At 56.1% G+C, this 14,691-nt stretch carries 13 protein-coding genes and 1 pseudogene; 9 read left to right on the top strand and 5 right to left on the bottom strand.

Features of this window, described 5'->3' with window-relative positions:
- The first annotated feature begins 345 nt into the window (after window positions 1-345).
- The 4 genes from ADICEAN_RS05510 to ADICEAN_RS05525 all read left to right on the top strand — a co-directional run bounded on the left by ADICEAN_RS05510 (window position 346) and on the right by ADICEAN_RS05525 (window position 4,606).
- Entirely contained in the window at window positions 346-681 is a 336-nt protein-coding gene (locus tag ADICEAN_RS05510; protein ID WP_009194555.1) for a hypothetical protein, read from the top strand.
- Between the two features lie 85 nt (window positions 682-766).
- Window positions 767-1,375 carry a zinc ribbon domain-containing protein gene (locus ADICEAN_RS05515; protein WP_009194556.1) on the top strand — a complete coding sequence of 203 codons (609 nt, stop codon included), beginning with the start codon at window positions 767-769 and terminating at the stop codon, window positions 1,373-1,375.
- A gap of 339 nt (window positions 1,376-1,714) precedes the next feature.
- Window positions 1,715-2,932: an NADH-quinone oxidoreductase subunit D gene (locus ADICEAN_RS05520; protein ID WP_040396333.1), complete on the top strand. Its 1,218-nt coding sequence runs from the start codon at window positions 1,715-1,717 to the stop codon at window positions 2,930-2,932.
- Window positions 2,933-3,067: 135 nt separating this feature from the next.
- Window positions 3,068-4,606: a bifunctional ADP-dependent NAD(P)H-hydrate dehydratase/NAD(P)H-hydrate epimerase gene (locus ADICEAN_RS05525; protein WP_009194558.1), complete on the top strand. Its 1,539-nt coding sequence runs from the start codon at window positions 3,068-3,070 to the stop codon at window positions 4,604-4,606.
- On the opposite strand, the gene ADICEAN_RS05530 is transcribed toward ADICEAN_RS05525, so the two are convergent.
- Together ADICEAN_RS05530 and ADICEAN_RS05535 are read right to left on the bottom strand one after the other, a co-directional pair.
- Entirely contained in the window at window positions 4,587-5,897 is a 1,311-nt protein-coding gene (locus ADICEAN_RS05530; RefSeq protein WP_009194559.1) for a M28 family metallopeptidase, read from the bottom strand. The two genes, ADICEAN_RS05525 and ADICEAN_RS05530, sit on opposite strands and share 20 nt — an antisense overlap.
- A 77-nt stretch (window positions 5,898-5,974) precedes the next feature.
- Window positions 5,975-6,853 carry an ion transporter gene (locus ADICEAN_RS05535; RefSeq protein WP_009194560.1) on the bottom strand — a complete coding sequence of 293 codons (879 nt, stop codon included), beginning with the start codon at window positions 6,851-6,853 and terminating at the stop codon, window positions 5,975-5,977.
- A gap of 587 nt (window positions 6,854-7,440) precedes the next feature.
- Between ADICEAN_RS05535 and ADICEAN_RS05540 the strand changes: the two genes are divergently transcribed.
- The gene (locus ADICEAN_RS05540; RefSeq protein WP_009194561.1) at window positions 7,441-8,208 is read left to right on the top strand and encodes a helix-turn-helix domain-containing protein; all 768 of its coding nucleotides are present in this window, start codon (window positions 7,441-7,443) and stop codon (window positions 8,206-8,208) included.
- 93 nt (window positions 8,209-8,301) lie between these two features.
- A complete protein-coding gene (locus ADICEAN_RS05545; RefSeq protein WP_009194562.1) occupies window positions 8,302-9,978 on the top strand; it encodes a VRR-NUC domain-containing protein in 1,677 nt (558 codons plus the stop codon).
- Window positions 9,979-10,110: 132 nt separating this feature from the next.
- Here the strand turns inward: ADICEAN_RS05545 and ADICEAN_RS05550 are convergent, their stop codons facing one another.
- The 3 genes from ADICEAN_RS05550 to ADICEAN_RS05560 all read right to left on the bottom strand — a co-directional run bounded on the left by ADICEAN_RS05550 (window position 10,111) and on the right by ADICEAN_RS05560 (window position 12,007).
- Window positions 10,111-10,800, bottom strand: a complete 690-nt coding sequence (locus ADICEAN_RS05550) for a head GIN domain-containing protein (protein WP_009194563.1) — start codon at window positions 10,798-10,800, stop codon at window positions 10,111-10,113.
- 161 nt (window positions 10,801-10,961) lie between these two features.
- A complete protein-coding gene (locus ADICEAN_RS05555; protein ID WP_009194564.1) occupies window positions 10,962-11,465 on the bottom strand; it encodes an Mpo1 family 2-hydroxy fatty acid dioxygenase in 504 nt (167 codons plus the stop codon).
- A gap of 11 nt (window positions 11,466-11,476) precedes the next feature.
- Window positions 11,477-12,007, bottom strand: coding sequence for a DUF4442 domain-containing protein (locus ADICEAN_RS05560; protein ID WP_009194565.1), 531 nt, complete (start codon window positions 12,005-12,007; stop codon window positions 11,477-11,479).
- Between the two features lie 124 nt (window positions 12,008-12,131).
- Between ADICEAN_RS05560 and ADICEAN_RS05565 the strand changes: the two genes are divergently transcribed.
- The 3 genes and pseudogenes from ADICEAN_RS05565 to ADICEAN_RS05575 form a co-directional block, all read left to right on the top strand.
- Window positions 12,132-13,268: an NAD(P)/FAD-dependent oxidoreductase gene (locus ADICEAN_RS05565; protein WP_009194566.1), complete on the top strand. Its 1,137-nt coding sequence runs from the start codon at window positions 12,132-12,134 to the stop codon at window positions 13,266-13,268.
- Between the two features lie 70 nt (window positions 13,269-13,338).
- Window positions 13,339-13,707: a phage holin family protein gene (locus tag ADICEAN_RS05570; protein WP_009194567.1), complete on the top strand. Its 369-nt coding sequence runs from the start codon at window positions 13,339-13,341 to the stop codon at window positions 13,705-13,707.
- A 216-nt stretch (window positions 13,708-13,923) separates the two neighbouring features.
- Window positions 13,924-14,691, top strand: a pseudogene (locus ADICEAN_RS05575) (Na+/H+ antiporter NhaC family protein); the annotation flags it as partial.

Raw genomic sequence — 14,691 nt, forward strand, 5'->3', positions numbered from 1 at the left:
GAGAATAGTGCATTGGTGTTACCACCTGCCGGTCCTCCTGCCTCAGGCAAGCTAGCCCAGGACATCTCCAGAAAAAGGACTTGAGGGGGTGCAATGGGGGAGGGCCTGTACACAAGCTGGCATAGAAGGGAAGGGGTGATGAGCCCAGCAGCAGGCGGACAGAACAAAGGAATGCTGGCAAATGCGGAGGAGAAGGCGTAAGATATTCTGATATAGCGTGTTATTTTAATCGCTTCTCCTGCAGAAAATTTTTTTATTACACTACACAAAATATTATTTGGCAAGCAGCGAACTTTGGGTATCCATTTGGCGTACATGTGGACGTGCCAATTCAAACTGCCAACTATGTTTTTCTACGGAATCGAAGCCACTCCTCTGGGCTTGTATCAGGCCGAGCGGGTATGCTGCTCCAGGTGCGGAGCAAAAGATACCATCAGCATGAAGGTGTTTGCCAAGTATTTTCATGTTTCCCGTATCCCGAGCTTTCCCCTGGGCAAGATCGGGGTGGCCGTATGCCGGGACTGCCACTACGCCGTAAACGATGAAGGCTTTCAGCACCACCAGCAATATAAAGCGGCCTTTCAGCAGCTGCGGGCCAAAACAAGCGTGCCCTACTGGTCGTATGCCGGATCGGCCATCAGCGGTAGCATTCTCATCATCGCCTTAATGACAGCCTTATAAGCAGTTTATTCATAGTGAAGCCAGCCTGCCGCTTACCTCCGGCAGGCTGGCTTTTCTCTTTCTCTCTACCCTTTACCCAATCCCTATGATCTTTTACGGAACCAAAGCTACGCCCGTAGGGGTGTACAAGGCCGAGCGCCTCAAGTGCCAGAATTGCGGCGAAGACAACAAAGTACAGTTTGAGGTCTACGCCCGCTATTTCCACCTGTACTGGATCCCTACCTTTCCGCTGGGCAAGGTGGCGGTGTCTACCTGCCAGCATTGCAAGCATGCGCTGGACCACAAGCAGTTTGGGGCCGATCAGCAGTACCAGTACGCCTACGAGCGGGTGAAAGGGCAAACCTCCACCCCCAAATGGCATTTTGCCGGCCTGCTGCTGATCTGCAGCCTGCTCACCTGGGGGGTGATCAGCAACATACAGTCGGGCGAGGAGCAACAGGGCTACATTGCCCAGCCACAGGCCGGCGATGTGTATGATGTAAAATCGGCCGATGGCTATTATTCCACCCTGCGCGTTAGCGCCATTGAGGGGGATGTTCTGCACCTGCAGGTAAACGAATATGCCGTAAATAAAGCCTCGGCTACCCACACCATTGACAAGGCCGAAAACTATAGCGAGGAGTTCATGGAAATGACCCAGGCCGAAATTGCCGAGATGTTTGAAAAAGGCGAGATCACCCGGGTGAAACGCTGAGGGGATCCCTCCATTTTCCTTAAAGTAAGGTGAATTATAGATTTAGCATCTGATCGATAGTTACAATAACGTACAAAATCCCCCTTGGCGAAGGGGGTAGGGGGATCGACAATTAATAGTTTGAGGCTTTATAAATTCATTGTGAACATGAGCGAAAATATTCATACTAAATGAAGCCTTTGATCTCATACGTACTCCAATCCCCCTTACCCCCTTCACCAAGGGGGATTCGTATCGCATAGTAACTTCCAAGTTTAATAATCTATCATTCAAGTTAAGATATGAAAAGCCGTTGCCAACGGCTTTTTTTTATGCCGGATGCTGTATCTTAGCCCTGCTATGGCCAATCCCGTTCAGTACCAGTACCACCCCTCGCACTTTCAGCAGTCGGAGCCCACCAAGTACAAGGCGGCCGAACTGCCGCCGGGCCATATGCTCATCAACCTGGGCCCGCAGCACCCCTCTACCCATGGGGTACTGCGCCTGGAGGTGATCACCGATGGCGAGCTGGTGGTGGATGTGGTGCCGCACCTGGGCTACCTGCACCGCTGTTTCGAAAAACATGCCGAAAACCTCACCTACCAGCAGAGCATTCCCTTTGTGGACCGGCTGGATTATGTGGCGGCCATGAACAGCGAGCATGTCTGGTGCATGGGGGTAGAGAAGATGCTGGGCATTACCAATACCCTGCATCCTCGGGTAGAGTACATCCGCGTGCTGGTGGCCGAGCTTAACCGCATTGCCTCCCACTTTGTGGCCGTGGGTACCTATGCCATGGACATAGGCGCCGTAACCCCCTTTTTGTGGCTGATGCGGGACCGGGAGCATATCCTGCGGCTGCTGGAATGGGTCTGCGGGGCCCGCATGCTCTACAACTATATCTGGATTGGGGGTCTGTATTATGATCTGCCCGTGGGCTTTGAGGAGCGCTGTGCCGAATTCCTGGCCTACCTAAAGCCCAAACTGCGGGAGCTGGAAGAGCTGGTGATGGGCAACAGCATCTTTGTGGAGCGTACGGCTGGCGTAGGGGTGCTGCCGCTGGATCTGGCCATCAACCGCGGGGTGACCGGCCCCATGCTGCGGGCCTCCGGCCTGGCCTACGACCTGCGCCGTATAGACGGCTACAGCGTATACCCCCAGCTGGAGTTTGACGTGCCCATTGGCAGGGGACTAATGGGACAGACCGGCGACTGCTGGGACCGCAGCTGGGTGCGGGTGCAGGAGTGCTACCAGTCCCTGCATATTGCCGAGCAGTGCCTGCAGCGCCTCACCACCGACCTGAAGCGCACCCGCGATTTTGACCCCCGGGCGGCAGTGCCCAAAAAGGTGCGCCCCCCCAAAGGCGACTACTACATCCGCGGCGAAACCCCCCGGGGTGAGCTGGGCTTCTTTTTCCGGGCCGATGGCCGCTCCGATATTCCCTACCGCTGCAAAGCCCGCAGCACCTGCTTTGTAAACCTGAGCGTACTGCCCGAGATCAGCAAAGGGGTACTCATTGCCGACCTGATCGCCATTATCGGCTCCATTGATTTTATCCTGGGCGAAGTAGACCGCTAAGTACTGCTAGTAGGCTGCCCGAGGGGGGGAAGGCAGGCGACTGCTAACCAAAAAAGCAAACAGAAGGGGAGGATTTTCGCTTGTCTGTAAAAGAGAGCTGTTGCACTGGTAGATCACCAATACCCCTTTTTCACTGTGTCAATCAAGATCTTAACTGCCGCCCAGATCCGGGAAGCCGATCGGAGAACTATCGAAGAAGAAAATATCAGCTCGCTGGAGCTGATGGAACGGGCGTCGGCTGCCTTTGTGCGGGCCTTTGTGAAGCGGTATACCGAGAAGCGTCCGGTCTACATCTTTTGTGGAACCGGCAATAATGGCGGTGACGGCCTGGCCATTGCCCGCCTGCTGCTGAGCCAGCAGTTCAGTGTGCAGGTGTATATACTTGGTGATCGGGAGGGGGCCACAGCAGATTTTAAGGCCAATGCCGAAAAGCTGGAGCGCTACCACCGCCCCGTATCACTGCAGAAGCGGGAAGATTTTCCGGACATTCCGGCCAATGCCCTGCTGATCGATGCGCTGTTTGGCTCGGGCCTTAGCCGGCCCATTACGGGGCAGTGGGCCGAGCTGGTGCAGTACCTTAACCAAAGCGGTGCCGAAGTGGTATCGGTAGATGTGCCCAGCGGCATGTACCTGGACAAGCCCCAGGACCAGGGGAGCCCCATGATTTGTGCCGACCTGGTCATTACCTTTCAGCTGCCCAAGCTGGCCTTTCTGCTGCCCGAAAGCGGGAGGCATATTCTGGGCTGGAAGATGGTGCCCATAGGGCTGAGTGAATCCTACCTGGCCTCAGTGGCAACTCCCTATTGTTTTATAACCACCGATACCATAGCGGCCATCTACAAAAAGCGGAGCAAATGGTCGCATAAAGGAGATTTTGGTAAGATCCTGCTGATGGCGGGCAGTAAGGGCAAGATGGGCGCCGTGGTGCTGAGCGCCCGGGCCTGTATGCGGGCTGGGGCCGGCCTGCTGACCGTCTATGCGCCGGGCTGTGGCTACACCATTCTGCAAACGGCCGTGCCCGAAGCCATGGTGCAGCTAGATCCGCATGAGGAGGAGCTCAGCGCCGCCCCCCCGCTGGAGGGCTACGATGTGCTGGGGGCCGGGCCGGGCATGGGCAGCTCGCAGACTACCTATGTGGCATTTAAAGAGGTGTTGAGCCGGGCGGAGGTTCCGCTAGTGCTGGATGCCGATGCCCTGAACCTGCTGGCAAAGCACAAGGAGCTGCTGGCGCTGCTGCCGCCCAACACCATTCTCACCCCGCACCCCAAAGAGTTTGAGCGCCTGGTAGGCCCCTGGCAAAGCGGCTTTGAGCGCCTGGAGAAGCAGCGCGAATTTTGCCGGCGCTGGGGGGTGGTGCTGGTGCTCAAAGGGGCCCACAGCAGCATCTGCAATGGGGATGGCACCGTGTATTTCAACAGCACCGGCAATGCGGGCATGGCAACGGGCGGCACAGGCGATGTGCTCACCGGTGTGCTGGCCGCCCTCCTGGGGCAGGGCTATGGGGCGTTTGATGCGGCCGTGCTGGGTGTATTTTTGCATGGCCTGGCGGCCGATCTGGCAGCCCGGGAGCTGGGGCTGGAGTCGATCATTGCCTCAGATCTGGTGGACTACCTGCCCGGGGCCTATCGGAAAATTGCCGATCCTACCTTTTCGATCAGCGACCGAGTGTTTTAGTAAAAGCCGTTAGCAGGCGGTGCAGCTCCTCAAATTTGGTAAGGGGGAGCGTCTCGCTGCGGTCATAAATATCATGGTAGGCCTGTATGCCCCCCAGCGTATAGATAAAGAAGGAGGGAACCCCCTGCTCATAAAAGGGGCAATGGTCGCTGTTGCAGGCTTCGCCGCGGGACGATACCTGCTTGAAGAACCCCTTTTCACCATTCAGGGCCTGTAGCTGGGCAAACTCTTCGGTAAAGATCTTGCCATTTACCACCATGATCCCCTCATCGCCGGTGCCGGTAATGTCCAGGTTAATCAGAAAGCGGATGTCCTGCAGGGGCACCAGCGGATTGTTTACATAGTGCAGGGAGCCCAGCAGGCCTACTTCTTCGGCCCCAAAGGCCAGGAATAGAAGGTCCTGATCGGGCCGGTTGGCCGGTAGGGCATAGTGCCGGGCCAGGCTCAGCAGCATGGCGATGCCGCTGGCATTGTCATTGGCGCCGGGAAAGTAAGCGCCCTTGCCCAGGCGGCCCAGGTGATCGTAGTGTGCGCTGAAGACCAGCACGCCGCTGCCGGGTTTCTTGCCGGGCAGCAGGCCGGCCACATTCTGGGTGTTGAGGTTGCGGATGAGCTTGCTCTCGATCTTGAGCTCCAGGGTCTGGAAGCTGGCCGGAGCCGAGGCTTTGGCAATTACCAGCTGGGGCCGCTCACAGGTTTGCTGCGATACATGCCAGCTGAGCTTGTCATCGGTCAGCACAAGGCTGGCCACCGAGGGGTTGTTCTTAAAGCTGCGCAAAAAGGCCAGCACTTCTTCCAGGCGCTGCTTTTCTTCCTTGCTGCTAGTGGCAAACAGGGTTTTGTCGATGAGCAGCACTTTGCCCCGGGCCTCCTGCAGGGAGGAGAGCAGCTGCTGCGGGTCCTGGATGGCTTCTGCCGACAGGTGCATTACGGGATAGCGGCCGCTCAGGCTGCGGGAGCAGGGCATCACCAGAAAATCCTGGCCGGCCTGCAGGGCTTTCTCGCCCAGGCGCAGGCTCACCTCTTCGGGAAAGGTATTGACCGAGATGGAAAACTCCTGGAAGTAGCCGTTGCCAAATGATTTCAGTCCAATTCGCTGGTATTCGCCGGCTATGTAGCGGGCGGCCTTCAGGTGCCCATCGGCCACGTAGCCGCGGCCATGCATGCCGGGAGCACTTAGGGTGTCCAGTACCTTGCGGGCATAGGGAAGAACCGATTGGGCAGTACCGGAGAGGGCAATAACACTAAAAAGCACACTCAGCAGACAGCTGATGGGGACAGAAATACGCACGACTGGAAAGGGAGATGGGGCTGCAAAAATCCTTTCCTAAAAATAGGGCTTTTGGGGCAGGGCTGCCAGGAAAATGTTCAACTTTTTTTTAAACTTTCCGGGGCCTGCGCAGGCAAGTCAGGACGGTGGAGCTCCAGCCCGCAAAAGCGGCAAAAATGGGCGTCTTCCGGGTGGTCTTCCGGCCTGCAGCGAGTGCAGCGTACCATGCGGGGCGGCCTGGAGGGCCCTTCCCGCTCGGCCCGCGTAAGCTCGGCCGAGACAATGCCGGTGGGAACGGCAATAATGCCATAGCCGAGCAGCATCAGGATGGTGGCCATGAACTTACCGGCGGGGGTAAGGGGGGTGATGTCGCCAAAGCCTACCGTGGTAATGGTCACAATGGCCCAGTAAATGCTGGTAGGAATATCGGTATACCCATTTTCAGGGCCTTCAATCATGTACATGATGGCCCCAACTATGATTACCACAACAAGCACCGCCCCAATAAACACAATGATCTTGTACACGCTGCGCCGCAGGGCCACCTGCAGTGTCTGGGCTTCTCCCAGGTAGCGGGTGAGCTTTAGCACCCGGAAGATCCGCAGCAGCCGCAAGCCCCGGATCACCAAAAGAAAGCGGGCACCGCTATAGACCAGATTGAGGTAGGTAGGCAGGATGGCCAGCAGGTCTACCAGCCCATAGAAACTGAAAATATAGTGCAGGGGGCGCTGGCTGCTAAAGATCCGTGCCACATATTCAATGGTAAAACAAATGGTGAAAAACCATTCAATTAGCATAAGCTCCTGGCCATAATCTGCCCGGATAGCCGCCACACTTTCAAGGATAACGGTAAGGATACTAAGCAGGATGAGCACCAGCAGAATTACATCAAACGCTCTTCCGGCAGGGGTGTGAGTACCAAAGATGACGATCCGAAGCGATTGTTTAAGAGCAGTGAGCCTACTTTTTCTAGTCATGCAGGTGTAATCCGTTTAGGGTAGCCATTCTTGTTCTGTGCGCCTAATCAGAACAGAAAAGAACTGGGGTAAATTAGCATATTATCTGCCCCCCCGCAACCAAAGGCATGGTTTGATAGGGGGTCTTTTAGTAATTTGTGTTGGTAATCCTGTTACGATCAGCTTTTTTAACTAGCCCTGAGTGGAAGCATGAAAGCCAGGCCTGAGCCGGATTTTTCCCTTAAATGGAGCTATCTGTTGAGAAAAGTGCAGATTTTACCAGCAGTCTGCTATACCTCATAGGGGAGCCGTCAGCTGTATTGGGGCATTGCTCCACCTGCTTTTAAGGTACAGACGGCTGGTAATTCCTGAATTTTTTAAGTGATCCTGTAGTGAATAATGCGTAAAAGTGAGAGGGGGTGCATTAAAATATGGTTAAAATCACCAAAATTGTGCACTATTGTTGTGCCGAAAGTGCAGATTTTCGATAAAGGTGTAGAAAAATATTCAGCATTGTTTGTTAATATTGGGGCGTATTCTTTTTTTTGTTCAAGTAGTACTCTTTTTTACAGTTCCTACATCTTTTTACTTCTAACCACCCCGCACGAATGAACAACAATTCCTACGATCTCTCAAAGGTTAATGATCGTATTCAGTACTTTCAGGATGAGATTTTGAAGGTAACCGCTAACAAGTTTGCAAAAGAAGTAGGCATTGCCTACGGCACTCTGCGCAATCTGTATAGCGAAGATAAAAAGCCACGCAAAAGCACCATTACCAAAATTCTGGGCGCCTATGATGGTTTTGTAAATCCCAGCTGGCTGCAGTCCGGCAAAGGAAAACCCACCCTTTCCGCCACCCAGGAACATCCTGCTTTTCAGGCCATGACCAGCGGCGAGTACTGGCCAAAAGTGGGCAAGCAGATCCGCAAGCAGATCCGCAAGTCGGATAAAACCCCTGAGCAGATTGCCCAGGCCACCGGCTATACCATCTATCGCCTGAACAAAACACTGGGGGGCAAGCAGGCGCCCACGCCTCAGTTTATGTCGCTGCTGCTCTCAGAACTGGGCATAACCGTAGACCAGCTGGCCGAGGTGGCCGGTGTGCCGGTACCCCAAAAAGAAAAAGCGGCCAAAGCGGCCCCGGCCGAAGAAAGCAGCGCTGCTGCTCAGGAGCAGGAAACAGCCGCTCAGCCCCAGGCCGAGCCCGCCGAAGCCGCCCAGAGCGTACAGGCCGTACAAACCCTCCCCATGCAGCCGCAGGCCCAGCCTGCCGGGCATGATGGCGAGTCGGTACAGGAGCTTCGCATGAAGATCGATTTCCTGACCAACCGCATCAACTACCTGGAGGAGCGCATGAGCCGCCTGGCCCGCTAAGCTTCCTGGGGAACGCACCCTATCTCCCTATACAGCAGCAGGATGCCCCATCCTGCTGCTTTTTTTTGCCCCTTTTTTGCTAACTTTACTAGCATGAAGGGATGGACTGCGCCGCCGGCTATTGAATTACCCCCCCGGTATTATCTGGATAACTTTTACGCGCTGCTGGAATTTGTAGAGGCCAAGTACGGGCAGCTGCTGCTGGCATCTGAAAGGGAGTTTCTGGCCCGTTTTGAGGCCCTGAGTGAGGAGGCGCGCTGCCTGTTTTTGCGGCTGGCCAACCGCAAGGGCCAGTGTTTTCGGTTAAGTAAGCTGAGCTATCCGGAAATTGGGGATCTGCAGCCACCCCTGCAGGAACTGCTGCAGGGCGGTTTCTGCCTGCGCTTTTGCCCCGAGCACCGCGCCGAGTTGCCCCTGGTGGTGGCGGTATTTACCCGGCAGGAACTCTGCCAGCTCTGGAAGCTCCTATGCCCGGGCGTACGGGGACTGAGTGCCCTTAAAAAAGAAGCGCTGGCCGACCGCCTGCTGCAGGAGGTAGACCATGACGAGCTCTGCCAGGCCATTGCAGCCAGCGATACGGTAGTGCTGCAGTGCTACCTGCAGGAGTATGAACTGTTGAAGTTTCTGTTCTTTGGTCACCTGGGCGGCGAAATGTCGGAATTTGTGATCCGGGACCTGGGCCTGGTGCAGTATGAGTCCCTGGCGCTGGAGAAGCTGGTGGCCAAGTTCAGCAGCCGGCAGGAGGTGGACGATAAGTTCTGGATCTCCAGCGTGTACCAGCAATTCCGGGAGCTGCGCGAGGCGCCCGTGGCCGAAGTGCTCTACAGCTGGTACGGGCAGCAGGCACACCGCGGCAGCCAGCTGGGTGCTGAGGCGCGACCCACCTTTGACCGGCTCACCCTTAAGCTGGCCCGCCTGCTGGAGCGCCAGCAGCAGCCCCACTGGGCGCTGGAGGTGTACCGCCACAGCCCGCAGCCCCCCTCCCGGGAGCGGCAGGTACGCCTGCTGCACAAGGCCGGCGAGCAGCAACAGGCCCTGGAGCTCTGCCACCAGATGAGCACCCACCCCCTCAATGCCGAAGAAGCTATCTTTGCCCAGGACTATTGCCAGAAACTGGAGCGGAAAAAAGCCGTACGCAGCACTACCCAGCACCTGAAGGAGGCCGATACGGTGCACATTCCGCGGGAGTACCGGTATGCTGTAGAGAAGGGGGTGATCCGCCACTTTAGCGAGCAGGGCTATGAGGCGCTCTTTAGCGAAAATTACCTCTTCCAGAGCCTGTTTGGCCTGCTTTACTGGGATATTATTTTTGATCAGGATGTGCCCGTCTACCACAGCCCCCTGCAACGCTTTCCGTCCGATCTGTACCTGCCCCAGTTCCTGGACCGGCGGCAGGCGCAGCTGCAGGCCCGCAGCCAGGTGCTCAGCACCTCCAAAAGGTTGCTCAAACAGGTACGCACCACCTACGACAGCAAATGGGGACTGGGCAATCCGCTGGTGGGCTGGCATGAAAATACCCTGCCCCTGCTGGAGGCCGCCTGCCGGCGTATACCCGCCGCGGCCCTGCACCAGGTGCTGCTGGCCATGGCCCGCAACCTGAAAGAATACGGCAGGGGCTTTCCGGACCTGTTTCTCTGGACCAAAAAAGAGTATCGTTTTGTAGAGGTGAAATCCCCCACCGATGCCCTCTCACCCCAACAGCTGTACTGGCTCCGCTTTTTTAAGGAGGCCGGCATACGGGCGGAGGTACTGCGGGTGGCCTGGGTCTGAATAAGCAGTGGCACCCACGGCAGGATGCGGGAGGGGAAAGAAGTGCGCTGCAAAAAAAACTGCACCCCCTGATCAGAATCGGAGGGTGCAGTCTATAGATGCAGGTATCGCTGAAGAAGTGCCTTTGAGGGCTTATCCTCTTTTCACCACTTTGCCACTACCGCTGGTGCGGGCATTTACCGTAGTGGGGTTGCCGGTATAGCGAATGTTGCCGCTGCCGCTGATGCGGGCATCAATGCTTTTATCTACATGTACATTGCAGCTGCCGCTGCCGCTTATGTGGGCTTCTACCTGCTGGGCTGCCAGCTTATCGGCTCTAACACTGCCGCTGCCGCTGATGTGGGTTTCCAGGGTATCGGTAATGCCGCTGAGAGTAATGCTGCCCGAACCCGATACATGGGTGCTCAGGTGATCGCTGGCCACCCGGAGCTCAACCCGGCCCGAACCGCTTACGGCAATGCGCATGCGATCACTGTGAAACTGGTCCTGGCTTACCAGCTTGCCGGAGCCGCTCACCGATACTCCCTCCAGCGAGGGCATGCTGATGTGCACAACCAGCTTGTTATCGCTATTCCAGTTCCAGAAGCTCCAGTTGTTGTCTTTGCGGTGTATGCGCAGCTCGCCCCCTTTTACAGTGGTCTGGATCTCGTCCAGATCCTCGCCCTCCAGCACTACTTTAAAGGGGCCTTTGCTCAGGCGCACATCGGCCGGCACGGCTATAGAAAGTTTGGTGAAGCTGGATACGGAACGGTTCTGAGAGCCTTGGGCCGATAGGGTAAAGCTCACAAAAAGGGTAAGTACAATGGTTAAAAGTGCTTTCATACTAGTAGGGTTATCTGCCTGTTAGATGCAGCCCGCAGGCGGCTGGTTGCACCGGTGCAGGAAATAAATGACAAAAAATGCAGGTGCCCTTCCTAAAAGGCAGGGTGTCAGGGGTATAGGCAGGTTGTTTTTTGGCTTCTTTGGCTTGGGCTGTCCGGGCCTCAGTACCCGATCCCTGCTTTTTTAAACAGAAAGTGCATGAGCCAGGCCGGACCAATGAGCAGAAACTGTACATCTTTAAGAAAGCTGGGCTTCTTGCCTTCGATCTTATGCCCCCAGAACTGTCCGATCCAGGCCACTACAAAAATAAGCAGGGCAATGAGCCAGAGCGGGGCAATGCCGGAGCGCTCCAGCCCCCAGGCGCCCAGCAGGCAGAGCACCGAAAACAACAGCATGCCCACAAACAGAGGGGGTGACAGGGCCAGGTAGTACATCAGCGTAATCAGCAATAGGAGTGTGGCCCAATTGGCAAAGGGAGCAAGGGGACCTGAGAAGAGATCAGCAAGGGGGCCTGCCTCGCCGGCAGGCGGGCCTGCCGGAATGGACCACAGCAGGCACACAAGGCTGAAAAAGATAAGCGGTACGCAAATCCAGTGAATGGTTTTGTTGGTGGCGTTCTGATGGCTCTGGCCATATTCGCTCAGCAGGGCATCAATTTTTCGCATGGCAAGGGAAGTTAAGCGGCTTTTTCGAGTTGGGCTTTACCGGTCTTTACATTGGCCCAGGGCTTGATCTGCCAAAACACACGGGCCGTGGTGAGGTGGTTGCCCTGCCGGTCGTGGATCTCGATCTGGCAGGGAATGGTAACGGAATCACTAGTTTTCAGGGGCAGCAGAATGGACTGCTGGATAAACTCGGGAGGCATGCGCCAGGTAGCCACCGCATCCATCTTGCCCTGGTAAAAGTACTGGATCTCCAGGTTTTTAAGGATGATGCGGTATTCTTTGGGGCTTAGGCCGGTCAGCAGCATTACCCCGGTAGAATACTCCGAGAGGGTAGCCAGGGCACAGGCATGCAGACCCCCAATGTGGTTCTTGTTTTTGCGGATGTAGGGCAGGAGGGTTTTGATGTGTGTATCGCTCAGCTCAAGGATGCGAAACTTGTGCGGCAGGTTAAAGGGGATAATGCGGCTCAGTACCTGGTTGAGCAGCCAGAGGTAAAAGGGGGATTTCTTCGCTTTATTGAGCAAAACAACCGGATCATTCATAGCTGGCATAGGCTGGGTAAAGGGGTGTAAGCAGCGCGTAGCCTTAATATAGGATTTTTTTCTGGTTGGCGAATAAAGCAGCCCCCTCAAAATGTGTTTTGGGCAGAAGCTGTATCTTTAGGGCATGCTTAGTTTTTGGGAATCGGAACGCTTTGTGCGGGCCGAGTATATAATCATAGGCGGAGGCATTACGGGCCTCTCCACCGCCATAGAGCTAAAGGAAAGCCGTCCCTCAGCCCGGGTACTGGTGCTGGAGCGGGGCGTGTTTCCCTCTGGCGCCAGCACGCGCAATGCCGGCTTTGCCTGCTTTGGCAGCCTTACCGAACTGTTGGTAGACCGCCAGGCCATGGGCGATGCTGCCGCCCTGCAGCTGGTAGAGGAGCGCTGGCTGGGCTTGCAGAAGCTGCGCCGCCGCCTGGGCGATGCCGCCATGGGCTATTACCAGTGGGGCGGCTATGAGCTGATCCGCCGGCAGGAGCTGGGCTGCCTGGAGCAGCTGCAGGGGGTTAACGACTGGCTGAAACCCCTGTTTGGCAAAGCGCTTTTTCAGGAGCGGAAGGACCTGCTGCAGCCTTTTGGCTTTGCCCGGGAGCGGGTAGAAACCCTGATCTACAACCCTCTGGAAGGGCAGGTGCATACCGGCCAGATGATGCAGGCCCTGGCAGCCCTTGCCCGTGCCCGCGGGGTTGAAGTGCTCACAGGGGTGGCGGTAGATCGTCTGGAAGAAGAAGCAGGGGGGGTAGCGGTGGTGGCGCTGGACCCCGTGCGGCAAAGCGAGCTGCGCTTTTTTGCTGAAAAGGTGGCGGTCTGTACCAATGCCTTTGCCCGGCAGCTGCTGCCGGGGCTGGACCTGCAGCCTGGCAGGGGACAGGTGCTGGTAACCGAGCCGCTGGATGTGCTGCCCTTTAAAGGGGTCTTTCACCTGGAGGAGGGCTACTACTATTTTCGCAACATTGGCCGGCGCCTGATGCTGGGCGGGGGGCGCAACCTGGATTTTACAACTGAAACCACCACCCAGCTGCAGCTAAACGAGCAGATCCAGCAGGCGCTGGACCAGCTGCTACAGGAGGTGATCCTGCCCGGGCGGCGGGTGCCGGTAGCTCAGCGCTGGTCGGGCATTATGGCGTTTGGCCCGATTAAACAACCCCTAATGCAGCTAAAGGGTGAGCGCATGGCCATAGGGGTGCGCCTGGGCGGCATGGGAGTGGCCATTGGCAGCCGGTTGGGCCAGCGCCTGGCTGCCGGTTTGTTGAAGAATTGAAGGGCGCCTGCCTAAACATCCGGTACAGGATTGCGGTTAAAGATGAAATTTTAACCAAAAACGTAGAACCATGATCAAACTATTAGTACACCTGCTGGTGGATGCACTGGTGCTTATTCTGGCCGCAAAGGCCATGAGCTCCGTGTATGTGCGCAGTTTTGGAACCGCCATCTGGGTAGCGGTGCTGATCGGTATCTTCAGCTTCCTGATTGGCTGGCTGCTGACACTGGTGCTGAACCTGGCCACCCTGGGTATTTTCTATTTTACAGGTCTTGGGTTTATCATACGCATTATCGTCAATGCCATTATCATTGAGATTGTCGATAAGGTGAGCAAGGGCTTTAATACCAAGGGCTTTATGCCTTCGCTGATCCTGGCCATCCTCATAGCGCTGGTTGGGTCTATACTGGATTACTTCCTTTTTGCCAGCGAGGTGTAGCCTGCCCGATACCCCTTATTTGCCCACAGCAGGCCGGGACTGGAAACAGTACCCGGCCTGCTTTTTTGGGGGCGGACAGGGCAATGCAGCGGGGGTAGATCGTGTACTACGGGGAATGGGGGAGTGGGCCTGCCTGCTATTTAAGCAGAAAGATTTTCGGCATTGCGGCTAATACCTGTATATTAGAGGCTTTGGAAGTCTAGTTTTAGCTCTATAATGCAAGAGACCCTACGCAAGCCCAGCCTTACCGAAGCGCTGATCCCCATTGTATTTTTGATTTGCCTGCTCGCTTTTAATGTATTTGTGTTTGGCGATGGCGCACTGGATGGATCCAATCAGGTGGTCTTGCTGCTATCGGCTGCGGTGGCGGGGATCATAGGTCTGCGCGTAGGGGCCAGCTGGGAGCGCATGCAAGAGGGTATTGTGCAAAGCATCAGCTCGGCCATGTCGGCCATTCTGATCCTGCTGCTGATTGGTTCGCTGGCAGGTACCTGGTTGCTGAGCGGCATTGTGCCGGCCATGATCTACTACGGGCTGGAAGTGCTCAATCCTACCATCTTTTTATTTGCGGCCTGTTTTGTAAGTGCGGTGGTCTCCATTGCTACGGGCTCTTCCTGGTCTACCATCGCCACCATTGGCATTGCCCTGCTGGGCATTGGTAAAACGCTGGGCCTGTCGGAGGGCCTGATCGGGGGTGCTATTATCTCGGGTGCCTATTTTGGGGATAAGATGTCGCCCCTGAGCGATACCACCAACCTGGCCCCGGCCATGGCGGGTACCGACCTGTTTACCCACATCCGGCACATGCTCTGGACCACGGTGCCCTCCATCATCATTACCCTGATCATTTTTCTGATCATAGGCCTTACCCATGACGGCCAGGGCTCGGTAGACAATGTACTGGCGGTGCAGGATAGCATCAGCAGCATTTACCATTACGGGCTGGCTTTTTCTGGTGCCCGTGGCGGTCATTGTCATGATTGT

It is taken from the genome of Cesiribacter andamanensis AMV16, assembly GCF_000348925.1.
Taxonomy (GTDB): domain Bacteria; phylum Bacteroidota; class Bacteroidia; order Cytophagales; family Cyclobacteriaceae; genus Cesiribacter; species Cesiribacter andamanensis.